This window comes from Amycolatopsis sp. NPDC104819, from assembly GCF_055583145.1.
In genome coordinates this window covers 349,813-366,710 of the sequence record NZ_JBVJON010000005.1, presented here as the reverse complement: position 1 = coordinate 366,710, position 16,898 = coordinate 349,813, and the positions used below count along the sequence as shown (strand labels likewise).

Here is a 16,898-nt window from a genome sequence, read left to right as displayed (position 1 = left end):
GTTCGCGGCCCGGCGTGGTCACTTCAAGGCCATGCCGGGCACGCGGGCCCGGATCGCGTCGAGCTCGGCTTCGTCGGAGACGCCCTGCCAGTCGTACCGGGGGGTGTACGGCGCGATGAGCGAGCGCACCTCGTCGTCGGTGAGCACGACGTCCAGCGACGCCACCGCGTCGTCGATCTGCCGCACCGAACCGGCGCCGACCAGCGGGGCGGTGACCACCGGCTGGTGGCGCAGCCACGCCAGGGCGATCTGCGCGCGGCTCACGCCGTGGGCGTCGGCGACCTGCCCGACGGCGTCCACGATCGCCTTGTTCGAGGCCTCTTCGGCGGGGGAGTAGAGCAGGTCGGCGAACGCGCCGTCGGTCGCGGAGCGTTCGGTCGCCTTCGCGTCGTCCCAGGCCCGGGCGAGGCGGCCGCGGGCCAGCGGGCTCCAGATGATCGTGCCGACCCCCTCGTCCAGGCACAGCGGGATCATCTCGCGCTCTTCCTCGCGGTGCAGCAGGTTGTAGTGGTCCTGCATGGACACGAACCGCGCCCAGCCGTGGTGCTTCTGCAGGTGCAGCGCCTTCGAAAACTCCCACGCGGGCATCGAGGACGCGCCGAGGTAGCGCACCTTGCCCGCCTTCACGAGATCGCTGAGCGCCTCGAGCGTCTCCTCCAGCGGAGTCGCGTGGTCGTTGCGGTGCACCTGGTAGAGGTCGATGTAGTCGGTGCCGAGCCGCCGCAGCGAGTGGTCGACCTCGGTCATGACGGCCTTGCGCGACAGGCCGCGGCCGTTGGGGCCGGGCCGCATCGGGTGGCGCAGCTTGGTGGCGATCACGACGTCGTCGCGGTCGGCGAAGTCGTTCAGCGCGCGGCCGAGGATCTCCTCGCTGGACCCGTTCGAGTACATGTTCGCGGTGTCGAAGAAGTTGATGCCGGCCTCGAGCGCGTGCTTGACGAGCGGCCGGGCCTGTTCTTCGCCCAGCGACCAGACGGGGTGGCCGCGGTCGGGCTCGCCGTAGGTCATCGCGCCGATCGCGACGGGCGAGACGTCGAGACCGGTGGTGCCGAGCTTCACGTAGCGCATGGGGTGCCTTCTGCGAGAGGGGAACTCGCGGAGGATCCTCCGCGAGTAACCTCGAAACTAGCGGAGGATTCTCCGCGTGTCAAAGATGAGGCATGATCCGGGGATGACCGACGGGACCTACGGCACGCAGCGCCGGGCCGCGGCGCGCAACCGCGTCGCGATCATCGAGGCCGCGCACGAGCTGTTCGCGCAGAACCCGCTCGTGCCGCTGAGCGAGGTCGCGAAGCGCGCCGGTGTCGGCGCCGGCACGCTCTACCGGCACTTCCCGACCCGGGAAGACCTGATCCTCGCGGCGTACCAGCACGACATCGAACGCCTGACGCTCGCCGCCGACGAGATGCTGAAGCGCCGGTCGTCCGCGAAGGCCGCGTTCATCGAGTGGTTCGAAACGCTCTCCGGCTACATCCGCATCAAGCACGGCCTCGGCGACGCCCTGCACAGCGCGGTGGCCCAGGAGGTGATCGACGCGACCTGGGTGCCGGCCACCGCGGCGGTGACGAAGCTGGTCGACGCGTGTGTCACCGAGGGCACGATCGCCCCCGGCCACGACCCGGCGGACATCATCATGCTGATGAGCTTCCTGTGGCGCGTGGCGAACACCGAGGAAGGCGCGGCGCAGGGGAGGCGTTTGATCGCCGCTGTCTTCTCCGGCCTGGCGTCCCCGCCCCGCCCGGTCTGAGCCCAGGGTGGTCGGGACGGGTCCCCGGCCACCCGTCCCATGCTCGGCGCATGCAGCTGGAGGGTGCGTGCGGCCGGATCGGCTTCGGAGCCGCTGTGGTGCGGGCGGTGCGGCTGAGCTTCCGGTTCCAGGGCCGCGCCTCGCGCCCCGAGTTCTGGTACTTCTTCCTCGCCTACGCCCTGATGTTCCTGGCCGTCGGGGTGGCGGAGGCCGCCGGCGAAGAGGAGTGGGTCCACGTCGCAGGCACCGTGCTCTACGTGCCGTGGATCGTGCCCTTCGTCAGCGCGGGCGTGCGGCGGCTGCACGACACCGGGCGTCGCGGCTGGTGGTGCCTCGGCATCGTCTCCTGCATCGGCTGGCTCGTCCTGCTGATCTTCTGGGGCGAGCGGGGCCGGCCGGGGGAGAACCGGTACGGGCCGGCGCCCCGGTGACGCGGGGTCAGCGAGCCGACACGGCTTTCGTACACTGCCCGCGTGGGCAAGGGGCGAGTCGTGGCCGGCCGTTACCGGCTGGAAGAGGAGCTCGGCCGGGGTGGCATGGGCGTGGTCTGGCGAGCGGTCGATCTCGAGCTCGGCCGGTCGGTGACGCTCAAGCGGTCGCTGGGCGAGGATGCCGGCCAGATCCGGCGCGAGGCGCGGATCGGGGCCGGGCTGCTGCACTCGAACGTCGTCACGGTGTTCGACACCGTTCTCGACGGCGACGGCCGGTGGCTGGTGACCGAATACCTGGCCGCGCGGAGCCTCGAGGAGCTCGTCGACGACGACGGGCCGCTGCCCGAGGAGCGGGTCCGGCGGATCGGCACGCAGCTCGCCGCGGCGCTCGCCGACATGCACTCGCGTGGCATCGTCCACCGCGACGTCAAGCCGGGCAACGTCCTGGTGACCGCGGACGACGTCGCCAAGCTGACCGACCTGGGCATCGCCCGCTGGACCGAGGTCACCCGCACCGGCGGCGCCCAGCTCACCGGCACGCTCGGGTACGTCGCGCCGGAGGTGGCCGACGGCGGTGAGGCCGGGCCCGCCTCGGACGTCTTCTCCCTCGGCGCCACCCTCTACGCCGCCATCGAAGGCCGGTCGCCGTGGGGCACGGGCGAGGACGGCCCGTTCGCGCAGATGCGGCGTGCCGCGGGCGGCCGGCCCGCGCCCGCCGAACGCGCCGGGCGGCTCGCGCCGGTGCTCGCCGCACTGATGGCCCGGCACCCGGCCGACCGGCCCGCCGCCGCCGAGGCGGTCGCGCTGCTCACCGCGGACGCGCCCGCACCCCGCAAGCCGCGACGGCGTCTGCGCCGGCGGCTGCTCGCCGGGGCCGCGGTAGTGGTGGTCGCCGCGCTGGTGACCGGGTTCTTCCTGACGCGGCCGCCGTCGGCGACCCCGGTCGCGGCCGGGCCGAACACCCTCGGCGCCGACCCGGGGAAGACAGACCCGTGCGCGGCGATCTCGACCGACTCGCTCGCGCCGTTCGGGGAGCCGTTCGTCGACCCCGAGGTGCTCGACTTCGGCACCTGCGTCGTCACGACCACCCTCGCCGACAAGACCGGTCAGGTGCAGACCGTGCTCTCGCTGACCGGCCCGGAGCGGTACCCGACCCGGCCGCCGGTGCCCGGCCGGGTCGGCGACATCGAACGGCCCGAGATCCGCGACGGCGCCTGTGAACGCGCCATCTCGCTGGCCGACGCCAACCGGATCGTCGTCACCTCGCACCCGACCGACCGCGCCCCGGACGCGCCGCTGTGCGCCTTCTCGGAGGCGGTGCTGTCCGGCGTGCTGGCCAAGCTCGCCAACGGGCCCCTGCCGGTGCGCGAGCGGCCGTTCCCGGAGTGGTCGCTGGCCCGCGTCGACGCCTGCGGCCTGCTCGACGTCTCCGAGACGTCGAACGCGCTGGGCCAGGCCAAGGCGCCGGACCGCGAGTTCGGCGGCTGGGGCTGCACCTGGGAGCACGACCCGCGCACGATCTCCGTGGAATACAGCCGGGAATGGCCGATCGAGGCCGACTCGGACGTGCCCGGCGACCGGATCCGCGTCGGCAACCGCAACGCCGTCGTGGCGCCGGTGCCGGGCGGGAAGCCGGAGTGCGCCGTCGAGGTCGTGCACCGCCTCTACACCCCGGTGCTGCCCGTGCTGCGCGGCACCGCCCCGCAGCGGGAGGAGGTCGTCGTCGTGTCCGTCCAGGACGCCGCGGCGGCGGACGGGAACGCGTTGTGCGCGCCCACGCGCTCGCTGGCGGAGGACCTCGTCCGGCGGCTGCCGTGAGCCGGGGACCGGTCCCGGGCGGCCTCGGCTAGAAAGAGTGCGGCCGGGGGAGAGGCGGGACGGGAAATGGTGATGCGGGTGCTGGCCGGCGTGGCGCTCCTGGTGACGAGCGTGGCCGGGCCGACAGTCGAGGGGTCTGCCGGACCGGCGCCGCGGACGCGGCACGTCGGCCCGCACGCGGAGTACACCACCGTCCAGGCGGCGGCCGACGCGGCCCGCCCGGGGGACACGGTCGCGATCGAGGCCGGGAGCTACCCGGGTGGGCTGACCGTCCGCCACGACGGCGCCCCGGGCCGGCCGATCCGGTTCACCGGCGTCGGCGGCAAGGCGGTGCTGACCGGGGGCGGCGGCCTGGCCCTGGGCGGGCACGGCCGGCTGGAGTTCACCGACATCACGGTGGCCGGCTCGACCGGCTTCGGCGTGTACGCCGACGGCGCCCACGACCTCGTGTTCACCCGCTTCGGCGTCGACGGCTCCCGCGACGGCGGGCTCGTGCTGGTCGGCTCCCGGCGGGTGCGGATCACCGGCTGCGACATCCACGGCACCAACGCCCGCGGCACCGCCGCCGACCACGAGGCGCTGAGCATCGCGTCCGGCTCGTCGGACGTCGAGGTGTCCGGCTGCCGCGTGCACGAGAACGGCGAAGAAGGCATCGACGTCAAGTACGACGACGCGGCCCGCGTGAAGATCCACCACAACGTCGTCACCGGCAACCGGGGTCCCGACATCTACGTCGACTCGTCGTCGTCGGTGGACGTCTACGCCAACCTCGTCGGCGGCACGCGCGAGGCCACCAAGGCCGGGATCGGGCTCGCCGTCGAGGACTACTCGGAAACCCGGCTGCTTTCGAAGGTCCGGGTCTTCGACAACCTGTCCACCGGAAACGCGCAGGCCGGGCTGAGCCTCTGGGTGGAGTCGACCGGGACCATGCGGGACGTCGAGATCGTCAACAACACCTTCGCCGGCAACACCCGCGGCTCGGTGCTGGTCGACGCCGACCGGTTCGCCGGGACGAACATCCTGCGCAACAACGTGTTCGGGGACGGCCCGGTCGGCGCCGGCCCGTTCATCGCCGACCACAACTTCGCCGGGGACCCGGGGTTCGCCGACCCCGCCCGCGGCGACTACCACCTGACCGCCGGCTCGCCCGCGATCGACGCCGGCAGCCCGGTGCACGCCCCCGCGACCGACCTCGACGGTGTCGCCCGCCCGGCCGGCGCGGGTTTCGACATCGGCGCCTACGAGCGGAGGTAGCCGTGGCCACCGGACGACTCGACCCGTACCGCCAGCGCAGCCTCCGCCACGGCGTCGCCGACACCGTGCCGGGCACGTTGAGCGCGCTCACCGTGACCGGCGGGGTCGCGGTGCCGCCGTCCCCCGGGAGCCGGGTCACCTTCGGGCGCAACCGGCTCGAGGTCGACGTCTGCGTCGGGGAGGAGGACGTGCGGATCAGCCGGGTCCACGGGCAGCTCGTGCGCGAGCGGGACCGCTGGTGGCTGAGCAACACCGGCCGCTCGCCGATCCGGCTGTCCGACAGCGTTCTGCTGCACCGCGACAGCGAACCGCTGCCGCTGGCCGAGGGGTACACCGCGCTGTTCCTGCGCGGCACCCGCGAGCACGTGCTGGAGCTGCTCGTCTCCGACGGCGAAGCCGGCGTCACCACGCGCCGTCCGACCCACCCGACGGCGCCGCCGAAACGCTGGCGGCTCTCGCCCGAGGAGCACCTTGTGCTGGCCGTGCTCGGGCAGCGGTACCTCGGGTACGACCCCCAGCCGCTGCCGCTGTCCCGGCAGCAGGCCGCCGCCGAGCTCGCCGAGCGGCAGCCGCGCGAGAACTGGACGGCCAAGCGGGTCGAGCACCTCGTTTCCCGGGTCCGGCAACGGCTTTCCGACGCCGGGGTGCACGGCCTGCGGCGCGAGGAGGTGGGTGAGCCCGTAGGGCTGACGCTGACCGTGAACCTGCTGCGTGAGCTCGTGCTTTCGACCACACTGGTGCCGATGGACCTGGAATGGCTCGAGCTGCCCGAACCGCCCGCGCCGTTCCCCGGATGAGGGAGGCCCGGATTTCCGGTCCCGGCACCTTTCGCGACCTGCTCGGCGGCGGTGCGGCGAAGCGGCTGGCGCGCGCCACGGCCCGCCTCGAAGCGGCTTTTCCCGGCCCTTCCGGTCCGCCGTCCGAGCGGGCGGCCCGCGCCTACGGAGACGCCCTGCGGCTGGCTTTGCGCGTGGACACCGTTCAAGCCGAGGAGCTCTTCCGGCGCTACGACGCCCGGATCCCGGCCGAGCACTACCCGTTGACCTCGGCCGACGAACCCTGGCTCACCGGAGCGGACCGGCCCGCGGCGACGGTCGTGTTCGAGGTGGCGACGCGGCTGCGGCTGCCGGCGCCACAGCTGCGCGCCCGGGACAGGCTGGCCGAGCTCCTCGACGACGCCGCGTCGATCGTGCGCACCCTCGACCGGTGGCGGGCGGCGGGGGTGCTCGACCTCGACGTCGTGACCCGCGTCCTGCGCGGTTACCCGCCCGAAGACTTCGCGCGCGACGAGCAGATGTGGCGCCTGTTCTTCGCGCACCTGCCCGAAGAGCTGGTGCCCGAGCTGTTCGAGGTCCGGGTCCTGCGCGGGCAGGGCTCGGCCGCCGTCCGGCTGGCCGGAACGCCGGAGCAGCAACAGCGGGCGCTGGACGCCTGCCTCGCCAGCGCCGAGCCCGACGACGTGACAGCCGGACTGGCCCTCGCCCGCGAACGAGGTGACGGCGCGGTCGTCACGGCGCTGGCCGGGCGGCTGGGCGACCTGCTGGCCGAGGCCGGCCGGTACGCGGAAGCGTTGCCCGCCTTCGAAGAAGCCGGCCGGGCCGACGGGGTGAGCCGGTGCCACGAGGAGCTCGGCCGGTTCGCCGAGGCCCTCGTGACCTGCCCGGCCGGGCAGGGCGAGCGGCTCGTGGACCGCTTCGTGGCCGGGATCCACCGGTTGATCGAGGGGGAGGACTTCACCGAGGCCGCCCGGCAGCTGCGACGGGTTCTCGACCGCGGCGAGCCCGCCGCACGGCAGCCTGAGCTGGCCGGCCTGCTCACCACGCTCCTCGGCGTCACCCGACGGCACTTCGGCGAGCTGCTGCGCGGTGGGGCCGACCGGCGGGACACGCTCCGCGCGTGGAGCCGGGTCGAAGAGGCGGCGGGGGAGCACGCCCTGGCGGCCGCTCGGGCCGAGGACGGCGGTGAGTTCTTCCGCGCCCACCAGCTGTTCCTGCGCGCGGGCCGGTTCGGCGAGGCGGTCCGCGTGCTCCGCGACGACGACACCCCGGACGCGCTCGCCGCCCGGGCCGAGGCGTGCGAAGCCGGGGGCGACACCGCCGGCGCGGCCGCGCTGTACGACCGGATCGGGCAGCTGGAGCGGGCGGTCCCGCTGTACATGGCGGCCGGCTCGTTCGCCGCGGCCGCGGACTGTCTTGTCCGCCGGCTCGGCGACGACGCCGCCGACGACCTCCGGCTGGCCGAGTGCCTGCGCAAGACCGGTGACCACGGTGAGCTCGTGCGGCGCTGCCTCACCGTGGTCGAGGCCCGCGGCGCCGGGACCCGGGCCGCGGGGGTGCTCCGTGAGCTCGTCCACGACGGCCTGGTGCCCGCGGAGCTCACCGCGCGGGTCACCGACGCGCTCGTCACGCGGGAGCGGGTCCGGTTCGAAGAACGCGCCCAGGCCTGGGTCGCCCAGGCTCGCGCGGACGTCGAAGCGCGCTACAGCGGCATCTGGGGGTTCGACCTCGGCACCACGACCTGCGCCTCGGCCGTCTACGACACCGAGACGCGGCAGCCGGTGTTCTGCCCGTGGAAGGGCGAGGTGCACTTCGCCTCGACGGTGAGCTTGGACCGCGACGGCAACGAGCTGGTCGGGCTGCACGGCGAGGAGACGCTCGTGCCGTGGCTGGTCGGCCACATCGACGCCGCCAAGCGCAAGATGGGCCGGGGCACGGTCTTCAAGGTCCGCGACCGCACCTTCCGCCCGGAGGAGGTCGCCGCCCGGCTCGTCCGGCACGCCCGGGGCCTGGTGGAGGCCTTCCTGGCCGACCGGGTGCGCGAGCGCGTCGCCGACCTGGCCGCGGATGAGCTCGGCGTGGTCCGGGAGGACTGGCTGTCCTGGACCGAGCGGAACCACGACCTGCGGCTGGAGCGGCCGCGGGCGGTCGTCACGATCCCGGCGTACTTCACCAACAACCAGAAGGCGGCCACGCGGGCGGCCTGCCGCATCGCCGGCGTCGACCTCGTCCGGCTGATCCACGAGCCGACGGCCGCGTGCATCACCGCCGCGCGCGAACGGCGGCTCGACGGCGCGATCGCCGTCGTCGACCTCGGCGCGGGCACCCTCGACCTGAGCCTGCTCGACGTCGGCGAGAACGTCTACGACGTGCAGGAAGTGGGCGGGGACAGCCAGTTCGGCGGCCAGGACTTCGACGCGGTGCTCACCGAGGCGCTGGCGGACCGGCTGGACCGGCGCGGGATCACGGTGCCGGCGGGCGGTGCGGCCCGGCGGCGCCTGGCGATCGCCGCGGAGAGCCTGAAGATCGAGCTGTCCGCGCGGGAGCACGCGGAGTGCGAGCTGCGCGGCCTCGGCGCCGGCGCCGTCGCCCTGGAGCTGACCCGCGCCGAGCTGGCCACGATCTTGGCCGGGCAGCTCGAGCACCTGCACGAGGTCTGCGCCGCGTTCAGCGCCGCGGCCACCACCCGCCCCGAACACCTCGTGCTGATCGGCCGCCCGATGTTTTCGCCGCTGGTGCGGGAAACCGTGGAACGGGCGTTCGGGCTGACCCGCACCGTGGTGTCCGACCCGCGGACCGCGGTGGCCGGCGGCGCCGCGCTCCTCGGCGCGATGCGCGACGGCTCGCTCGACGACATCGTGCTGCTCGACGTCACTCCGCTCTCGCTCGGGATCCGCGTGCACGACGAGCACGACCGCGAAAGCCTGTCCGAGCTCGTGCCGCGCCACACGACCATCCCGGCCACGCGCTCGGACGTCTTCTCCACGCACCACGACAACCAGTCCTCGGTGCGCATCGAGATCTTCAACGGCGGCCTCGACGCGGAGTCGAAGATCGGCCAGTTCGAGCTGGCCGGCATCGCACCCGCCGAGAAGGGCGTGCCGCAGATCGACGTCACCTTCGAGATCGACGCCAGCTGCGTGCTTTCGGTGACCGCGCGGGACCGCGCCACCGGGCAGGCCGGCTCGATCCGGATCACCGACACCACCCTGCTTTCACCGCGGGAGGTCGCCGAGCTGACCCGCAGCTACGACCGGCAGCGGGAGGTCGAGCAGCGCCGGCAGGACCTCGCCGACCGCCGCGACCGGCTGCGGGAGCTGGCGGCGTCCACAATGGACGACGACACGGAGGCGGCGTGGCAGGAGTTCCGCCACCGCCAGGCCACGCACGTGCCCGCGGCGGGCGCCGACGCCGACACCGCGCTGCTGGTCGAGATGTTCAGCCAGGCCGGCCAGACCGACCTGGACCTGCGGCACTCGCGGGAGGCGGTGCGCGAGGCTGCCGTCGCCGCGCTGAACCACGTCGACCGATCCGGTGGTGAGCTCGAAGCCGACTTCGCCGAGACCGCCCGGCTCACCGGTGAGCTGACCGCGCGGCTGACCGCGCTGCGCGACGTGGCGGCCAGGATCGCCCGGTGGAACGCGGTCCTGGTGCGGCTGGCCCTGGCCGAGCCCGACCCGCTGCGCCGGTTCCGCGCCTGTTACGAGGCCGGGGACTACCGGCAGGCGCTGGCCGCGCTCGACACACCGCCGGTGTCGGCCGACGACCGCCGCCGGTACGCCCGCTGCCTCGCCGAAACCGGGGACGCCGACGGGTACCGGAAGTTCCGCCCGGCCGGGTCCGGCGCGGTGAGCTCCGCGCTCGTCCGCGTCGAGGTCGGCGTGGAGTCGCGCGCCGGGTTCCTGGTCTCGGACCGGCTCGTCGTCACCGCCGGGCCGGGCCTCACCGCCGAAACCGTCGTGACCACCGGGCAGGGCGCCCGGGCCGTGACCCGGATCCACCGGCCCGATGCACCGGAGCACGAGGTGGCCGTGCTCCGGCTGGCCGAGCCGGTCGACGCCGACCCGCCGCCCCTGGGCTACCCCGCGCTCGTGCGCCTCGGCGACCCGCTGCGGACGGCCGACGGCGGCACCGGCCTGGTCGACCGATTCAGCGTGGCGGCCGGAGCGCGGCTGTTCCACGTCGGACTGCGCGTGTCGCCCGCCGATGTCGGCGGACCGGTGCTGGACGAGCTCGGCGACGTCGTCGGCGTGGTGGTGTCCGCCGAGCCCGGCGGGGCGGTGGTGCTCGGCGTCACCGCCGTCCACCCGCTGCTGACTGAAGCGGGAGGGAGCTCAGGCCGACCGTAGCGAGCTGAGGCCTTCCTTGATCGCCAAGGCGTTTTCCGGGTCCGAAAGCAGCGCGCGGCGCAGCGGTTCGACGGCCTGGCGGTCGCCCACGCGGCCGAGCGCCTTGGCGGCCCAGTACCGCACCTGGCCGTGGTCGTCCTCGGCGAGGCAGGTGATCAGGGTGGTGACCGCGCGAGGGTCGCGGAGGACGAGCAACGCGTGCACGGCGTGGAACCGGACGAGCCAGTCGTCGTCCTCGGCCAAGGCGGTGCACAGCAGGTCCACGACCTGGTTCTGCTCCGCCGTCCCTTCGTCCCGGCTCGAGAAGCCGAGCCGCTCCCAGCCGAGCTCGTCCCAGCCGAGCAGGTCGCCGCCGCTGATGTCACGGATTCCGAGCGCGGCGCTGCGCCGGACTTCGGGCCGCGGGTCCCGCAGGGCGCGGGACAGCGCGTGCAGCGCGGGCTCCGGGCCGCCCGCCTCGAGCAGCGCCTTGACCACCCAGTGGACCGCGGGGATCACCGGGAGGTCGTCGTCGTGGAGGTCCGCCGGCAGGGGAGCCCACCACGCCGCGTCGAGCGCCAGCATCGACAGCCGCGCCACGACTTCGTCGCCGCCGATTCTGCTCAGTGCCTCGATCATCACCCCGGCCGCCTTCTCGGACGGCCCGCGCCGCAGCGCGTCGAACAGCGGGTCCACCGCACGTGGATCCGGGTGTCGCCGCAGCGCGCGGGCGGCGTCGACACGCACCGGCGCGTCCGGGCTGCCCAGCCGGGCGGTCAGCTCCGGCACCGGGACCCCGACGTCGTTCTTCCGGCGCCACCACGGCATCGGTCCTCCTCGGTTCGGCCGGTGAGCTCGAGGTTGCCCGGCTGTGATCAATCCGACTCCGCCTCAGCCGGGCATCGGGTCGAAGCGTGGTGGCGGCATGAAACTCAGAACCAGGATATTTGCCGTTGTCACTCTCACACTGTCCGTGGTGCTGGCCGGCGCCACCCAGGCGCCGGCCGCCACACCGGGCCAGACCGTGGAGCTCGCCGCGCCGGCCGACAGCGGGCTCCGTCCCTTCATCGCCGTCATCAAGCCGGTCACCGCGCAGCGGCTCGCGTCCAGCTGGCACGAGGGCTGCCCGGTCGGGCCCGACCAGCTGCGGCTGGTGAGCCTGACCTACTTCGGCTTCGACGGCGCGGCGCACCAGGGTGAGCTGGTCGTCAACGCCGACCGCGCTGTCGAGGTCGCGTACACCTTCGCCGACCTGTACTTCGGCCGGTTCCCCATCGAGCGGATGGAGACTGTGGAGAAGTACAACTCCGACGACGACGCCTCGATGGCGGCGAACAACACGTCGGCGTTCAACTGCCGGGCGATCACCGGGGGCACCGCCTGGTCCAACCACTCCTACGGCCGCGCGATCGACATCAACACCGTGCAGAACCCGTACATCTCCGGCAGCGGCGCGGTCTACCCGCCCAACGGCGCGCCGTACGTCGACCGCACGCAGCACGCACCGGGCATGATCCACGCCGGTGACGCGACCGAGCGGGCGTTCACCACCCGCGGCTGGACCTGGGGCGGGTCCTGGGACACCCCGATCGACTACCAGCACTTCGAGAAGCCCTGACCCTCGGGGACGCCGGGACAGCTTGCCGGAACCCTGCCGCGGGGCGGTGGGGAAGCGTCCAAAAGGACATCGTGGGTGTGCGATCGGGCAACCGGGCCGGAGGTCCCGGCGGCCGGCCCCGGGGGATTGGTAGCTTGGGAAACGATCTCGGGCCGGTCACGGTGAGCCCGTGACTGTCTCTGCGACGAGGATGGTCCCTTCCCATGAGCAACCCGCTGGTCGCGCCGACGCAGGACTCGACGAAGGCGTACTCCGGGATCTCCCTGCTGGAGACGGCGAACGACCTGAAGTCCGCCATCGAGAGCGGCGACTGGGCGTCGGTCGCGATGGGCGCGGTCGGCACGGCGCTCGACGCCCTCTCGATGGCCATGGACCCCTTCGGCGCGATCCTCGCCGCCGGGGTGGGGTGGCTGATCGAGCACGTCGGCCCGCTGAAGGAGGCGCTCAACGGCCTCACCGGCAACGCCGACGAGATCGCGGCGCAGTCGCAGACCTGGAAGAACATCGCCGGTGAGCTGCAGAGCGTCGGCACCGACCTCGGGGACATGGTCAAGGCCGACCTGCAGTCGTGGACGGGCCCGGCGGCCGACGCCTACCGGCAGCGCTCGCAGGACACCGTCACCCTGCTGGAAAGCGCGCAAAAGGGCTGCGAGGGCGCGTCCAGCGGGGTGAAGACCGCGGGCGAGGTCGTCGGCGCGGTCCGGTCGCTGGTGCGCGACATCATCGCCGAGCTGGTCGGGCACCTGATCAGCTGGGCGCTGCAGGTCGTGTTCACCCTCGGCATCGGCCTGACCTGGGTCGTCCCGCAGGTGGTCGCGGCGGTCGCCAAGACGGCGTCCAAGATCGCCGACCTCGTCACCCGGCTCGTCAAGGCGCTCAAGGCGCTCATCCCGCTGCTGAAGAAGGCCGGCTCGCTCTTCGACGACGCCGCGAAGGCGTTGAAGGGCCTCAAGACCGGCGGCAAGGCGGCCCCGCCGCCCAAGGCCCCGAAGATCGACGGCACACCGAAGGCGCCGGAACCCAAGCCCAAGGGCGGGAACGGCGACGGCACCACCACCTCCGGCGCGCACGGGAACCCGCCGAAGAACGACGGTCCGCCACCCAAGAACGACACCACGTCGCCGTCCGGCTCGGGCGGCAACGGCGACCCCACGCCCGGCGGCTCCGGCGGCGGCCACGGCAACGGCTCGAACGGCTCGCCCGGCGGCAAGGGCAACGGCACCACGCCGTCGTCGAACAAGCCGGACAACCCGCGTGACACCGCCCCCGGCCCCGACAACCGCGTCTGCAAGGACGACCCCGTCGACGTCGCGAGCGGCGAGGTGATCCTCGAGCAGCGTGACCTCGAGCTCGGTTCGCTCGTGCTGGCGCGCACGCACGTGTCCACTTACCGGGCGGGCCACTGGTTCGGCGTCTCCTGGTCGTCCACTGTGGACCAGCGGCTCGAGGTGGACGACGAGCACGTCTGCTACTTCTCGCCCACGGGCATGATCCTCGTCTACCCCCACGGTGAGCAGCTGCCGCTGGAAGGCGCGCGCTGGCCGCTGACCCGGAACGGCGACACATACACCCTGACCACCGACGACGCGGTGCTGGAGTTCTCCGGCGCCGGGCGCGTGGTGCCGCTGCGCGCGTTCGAGGGGGAGCAGCGCGTCGAGGTCTTCTACGACGACTTCGGCACTCCCACGCTGCTGCGCCGCGAGGACGGCGTCCGCGTCGCGCTGCGGACCCAGCGTGGCCGCGTCACCGAGCTGGTCGTCCTCGGCGAAGGCCTGCCGGACGTCACGGCGCTGCGCTTCGACTACTCGCCGCAGGGCCACCTGGCCGCGGTGACGAACTCCTCCGGGCAGGCGCAGCGGTTCGAGTACGACGAGGCCGGCCGGCTGACGGCGTGGCGGGACCGCAACGACGTCCACTACGCCTACACCTACGACCACCTGGGCCGGTGCGTCCGCACCACCGGCGACGGCGGTTTCCTCAGCGGCACCTTCACCTACGGCGACCGCGTCACCCGCCACACCGACTCGCTCGGGCACGTCACGGAGTTCCACCTCAACGACGCGCGCCAGGTCGTGCGCGAGGTCGATCCGATCGGCGGTGTGACCCTCTCCGACTGGGACCGCTACGACCGGCTGCTTTCCCGCACCGATCCGCTCGGCCGCACCACGCGCTACGGCTACGACGAGGACGGCGTGCCGGCCGAGGTGCACCGCCCCGACGGCTCGGTGGTGCTGCTCGAGGGCGCCACGATCACCGTCCACAGTGGAGAGAACAGCTGGCGCCGCCGGTACGAGGACACCACGCCCGACCCGCGCACCACCCCGGTGGGCGTCGCCACGTCGATCTCGCTGGGCGGCGACGACGAGCCGCCCGCTCCCGAAGGGGTGGCGCCCGACCAGTTCGGCCGGCCGACGGCGGCCGGGGCGGTCGCGCTGAGCTGGACCGTCGAAGGCCGCCGGGCCGGGCGGGTCGGGCCGCGGCAGGAGCGGGCTTTCTGGCGCTACGACGGGGAAGGCAACGAGACCGAGCACGTCGACGAGCTCGGCCGGGTCACCCGCCGCGAGTACGGCCCGTTCGACGTGCTCACCGCCCTGGTCGAGCCCTCGGGCGCGCGGACGGTCTACGGCTACGACACCGAGCTGCGCCTGACCTCGGTGACCAACCCGCAGGGCCGCACCTGGCACTACCGCTACGACGAGCTGGGCCGCCTGCGGGCCCAGACGGACTTCGCCGGGCGCACCCGCACCTACGCCTACGACGCGGCCGGGCAGCTGGTCCGCGCCACCGATCCCGCGGGGCTGGTGACGACGTACCGGCACGACCTCATCGGCAACCTCGTCGAGGTGCGCGCGCCGGACCGCACCACCACCTACCGGTACGACCCCGTCGGCCACCTGGCGCACGCCGCGAACGGCGAGTCCACTGTGGAGTTCGAGCGGGACGCGCTGGGCCGCGTCGTCCGCGAGACCGTCGACGGCCGCAGCGTGACGTTCGAATACGACGAGTCGGGCTACCTCCACCGCCGCACCCCGGGCGGCGCCGAGAGCACCTGGTTCTTCGACGACCTCGACCGGCCGGTCGGGCTGCTCGCGGGCGGGCAGGCGATCGTCTACCGCCACGACACCGCGTCGCGCGTGGTCAGCCGCCACGACGGGGCGGCCCAGCTCGGCCAGACCTTCGGCGGCAACGGGGAGCTGCTCGGCCAATCCGTCGTCGCCGGGAGCGTCCCGGTGCAGCGGCGGTCGTTCGGCTACCAGGCGAACGGGACGCTGTCGGCGCTGCGCGACGACGTCACCGGCGCGACGACGGTGACCCGGGACGTCGCCGGGCGCGTCGTCGGCGTCACCGCGGCGCACGGTCGTGAGGAGTACCGCTACGACCCCGCCGGCACGTTGCTGCCGCCCGCGGACCTCGCGGTCACCGAGGACGGCTATGGGCGGCGGGTCGCCCAAGGCGCGCTGAGGTTCACGTGGTCCGGCGACCGCCTCACGGCCGCGGCCACGCCGGACGGCACGGTGTGGCGCTACCACTACGACCCGCTCGGCCGCCGCATCGGCAAGACCCGCCACGGCGCCGACGGCAGCACCGCCACCACGATCTACACCTGGGACGGCACGACGCTCGTCGAGGAGGCCGGCCCCGGCCGGGTCGTGACGTGGGACCACCTGCCCGGCACGGTGACGCCGGTCGCCCAGCGAGAGCGGGACGCACAGGGCACGCGGGTGCGCACGTTCGTCACCGACGCCGTCGGCACCCCGACCGACCTGCTCGACGAGCGCGGCGGGCTGGTGTGGACCAGCCGCCGCACCGCGCACGGCCGCGAGCTGACGGCGGCGCCGACACCGCTGCGCTTCCCCGGCCAGTACGCCGACGCCGAGACGGGCCTGCACTACAACGTCTTCCGCTACTACGACCCGGCGACGGCGCGGTACCTGAGCCAGGACCCGCTGGGCCTCGAACCGGGGCCGGACCCGTACGCCTACGTGCCCGACCCGTACGCGGAGTTCGACGCGCTGGGCCTGATGAACTGTTCCACCAGCTCGCAGTCCGCGGGCGGCGGTGCTCCGCAGACCCCGAGGGGCGGGCACGACGCCGGCAACACGGGCGGCAGCGCCCCCAAGCCGAAACCGGAGCTCGGGCCGAACGGCAGGCCCATCGTGCCGCCCAAGCCGAAACCGAAGCCGAAGCCGGAGCTGGGGCCGAACGGCAAGCCGATCGTGCCGCCCAAGCCGAAACCGAAACCGGAGCTCGGGCCGAACGGCAAGCCCATCGTGCCACCCAAGCCGAAACCGAAGCCCGACACGCCGGCCGCGCCGGAGCCGGACACCCCCGGGCCGTCGAACCCGAAGCCGGACTCGGGTGGCGCGCCGGGCACCGCGGGCAACCCGGCGCCGACACCGCCGCCGGGCAAGGCGGACTTCCACCAGCCCGGCCCGGGCGCGCCGAGCAAGCTCCAGGGGGAGTACACGTTCAAGCCGGAGCCGCAGAAGATCAGCGGCAGCAACTACGGCGGTGTGACCCCGATGCAGGAGCACGTCTTCCAGGGCGTGATCGACGACAAGATCGCGAAGTGGAAGCAGGACGGGCTGATGGACACGCCCCTGGACGTCAAGGTCTACTACCCGCCGGGCTCCAACCAGCTCAAGCTCGCCGGCGACGGCCACCACTCCTTCGCCGCGGCGATGGAGAGCGGCCGCCCGATCAACCTCCAGCTGTGGAAGCAGCCTGGTGGTGGCCTGGCCAACCCGCAGACCAGCTGGACGAACACCACGGCGCTGCCGGGCGTGCCCAAGCCGGGCCAGTGGCAGAAGTAGCCGGTCAGGTCCGCCGCGGCCGGTAGCGCAGGGACACCAGGCCCGGGTCGGTGCCGTCCCATCAGCATCGCCGAGCAGTCGCGCAGACCCGGTCGGGCCGGAAAGGAATCGG

At 73.6% G+C, this 16,898-nt stretch carries 10 protein-coding genes; 8 read left to right on the top strand and 2 right to left on the bottom strand.

Features of this window, described 5'->3' with window-relative positions; translation table 11 throughout:
• Positions 1–18 precede the first annotated feature (18 nt).
• Positions 19–1,068, bottom strand: coding sequence for an aldo/keto reductase (locus ACZ63E_RS17795; protein WP_465337082.1), 1,050 nt, complete (start codon positions 1,066–1,068; stop codon positions 19–21).
• Between the two features lie 103 nt (positions 1,069–1,171).
• On the opposite strand from ACZ63E_RS17795, the gene ACZ63E_RS17790 reads away from it, so the two are divergent.
• From ACZ63E_RS17790 to ACZ63E_RS17765, 6 genes are all read left to right on the top strand, one after another.
• Positions 1,172–1,747: a TetR/AcrR family transcriptional regulator gene (locus tag ACZ63E_RS17790; RefSeq protein WP_465337080.1), complete on the top strand. Its 576-nt coding sequence runs from the start codon at positions 1,172–1,174 to the stop codon at positions 1,745–1,747.
• Positions 1,748–1,797: 50 nt separating this feature from the next.
• Positions 1,798–2,178 carry a DUF805 domain-containing protein gene (locus tag ACZ63E_RS17785; RefSeq protein WP_465337078.1) on the top strand — a complete coding sequence of 127 codons (381 nt, stop codon included), beginning with the start codon at positions 1,798–1,800 and terminating at the stop codon, positions 2,176–2,178.
• Positions 2,179–2,220: 42 nt separating this feature from the next.
• Positions 2,221–3,996 carry a serine/threonine-protein kinase gene (locus ACZ63E_RS17780; protein ID WP_465337076.1) on the top strand — a complete coding sequence of 592 codons (1,776 nt, stop codon included), beginning with the start codon at positions 2,221–2,223 and terminating at the stop codon, positions 3,994–3,996.
• A 66-nt stretch (positions 3,997–4,062) separates the two neighbouring features.
• A complete protein-coding gene (locus ACZ63E_RS17775; protein ID WP_465337075.1) occupies positions 4,063–5,250 on the top strand; it encodes a right-handed parallel beta-helix repeat-containing protein in 1,188 nt (395 codons plus the stop codon).
• A 2-nt stretch (positions 5,251–5,252) separates the two neighbouring features.
• Positions 5,253–6,047, top strand: coding sequence for an FHA domain-containing protein (locus tag ACZ63E_RS17770; protein ID WP_465337073.1), 795 nt, complete (start codon positions 5,253–5,255; stop codon positions 6,045–6,047).
• Positions 6,044–10,375 (top strand): Hsp70 family protein, encoded by a 4,332-nt coding sequence (locus ACZ63E_RS17765; RefSeq protein WP_465337071.1) that lies wholly within the window; start codon positions 6,044–6,046, stop codon positions 10,373–10,375. The genes ACZ63E_RS17770 and ACZ63E_RS17765 overlap by 4 nt, the downstream gene beginning before the upstream one ends.
• Here the strand turns inward: ACZ63E_RS17765 and ACZ63E_RS17760 are convergent.
• Entirely contained in the window at positions 10,361–11,182 is an 822-nt protein-coding gene (locus tag ACZ63E_RS17760) for a HEAT repeat domain-containing protein (RefSeq protein ID WP_465337069.1), read from the bottom strand. The genes ACZ63E_RS17765 and ACZ63E_RS17760 overlap by 15 nt on opposite strands.
• Before the next feature lie 97 nt (positions 11,183–11,279).
• Here ACZ63E_RS17760 and ACZ63E_RS17755 point away from each other — a divergent pair, with 97 nt between their 5' ends.
• Both ACZ63E_RS17755 and ACZ63E_RS17750 read left to right on the top strand, forming a co-directional pair.
• A complete protein-coding gene (locus ACZ63E_RS17755) occupies positions 11,280–11,972 on the top strand; it encodes a M15 family metallopeptidase (RefSeq protein WP_465337067.1) in 693 nt (230 codons plus the stop codon).
• A 203-nt stretch (positions 11,973–12,175) separates the two neighbouring features.
• On the top strand, positions 12,176–16,786 hold the full coding sequence (locus ACZ63E_RS17750; protein WP_465337066.1) for an RHS repeat-associated core domain-containing protein: 4,611 nt from the start codon (positions 12,176–12,178) through the stop codon (positions 16,784–16,786).
• Positions 16,787–16,898 lie beyond the last annotated feature (112 nt).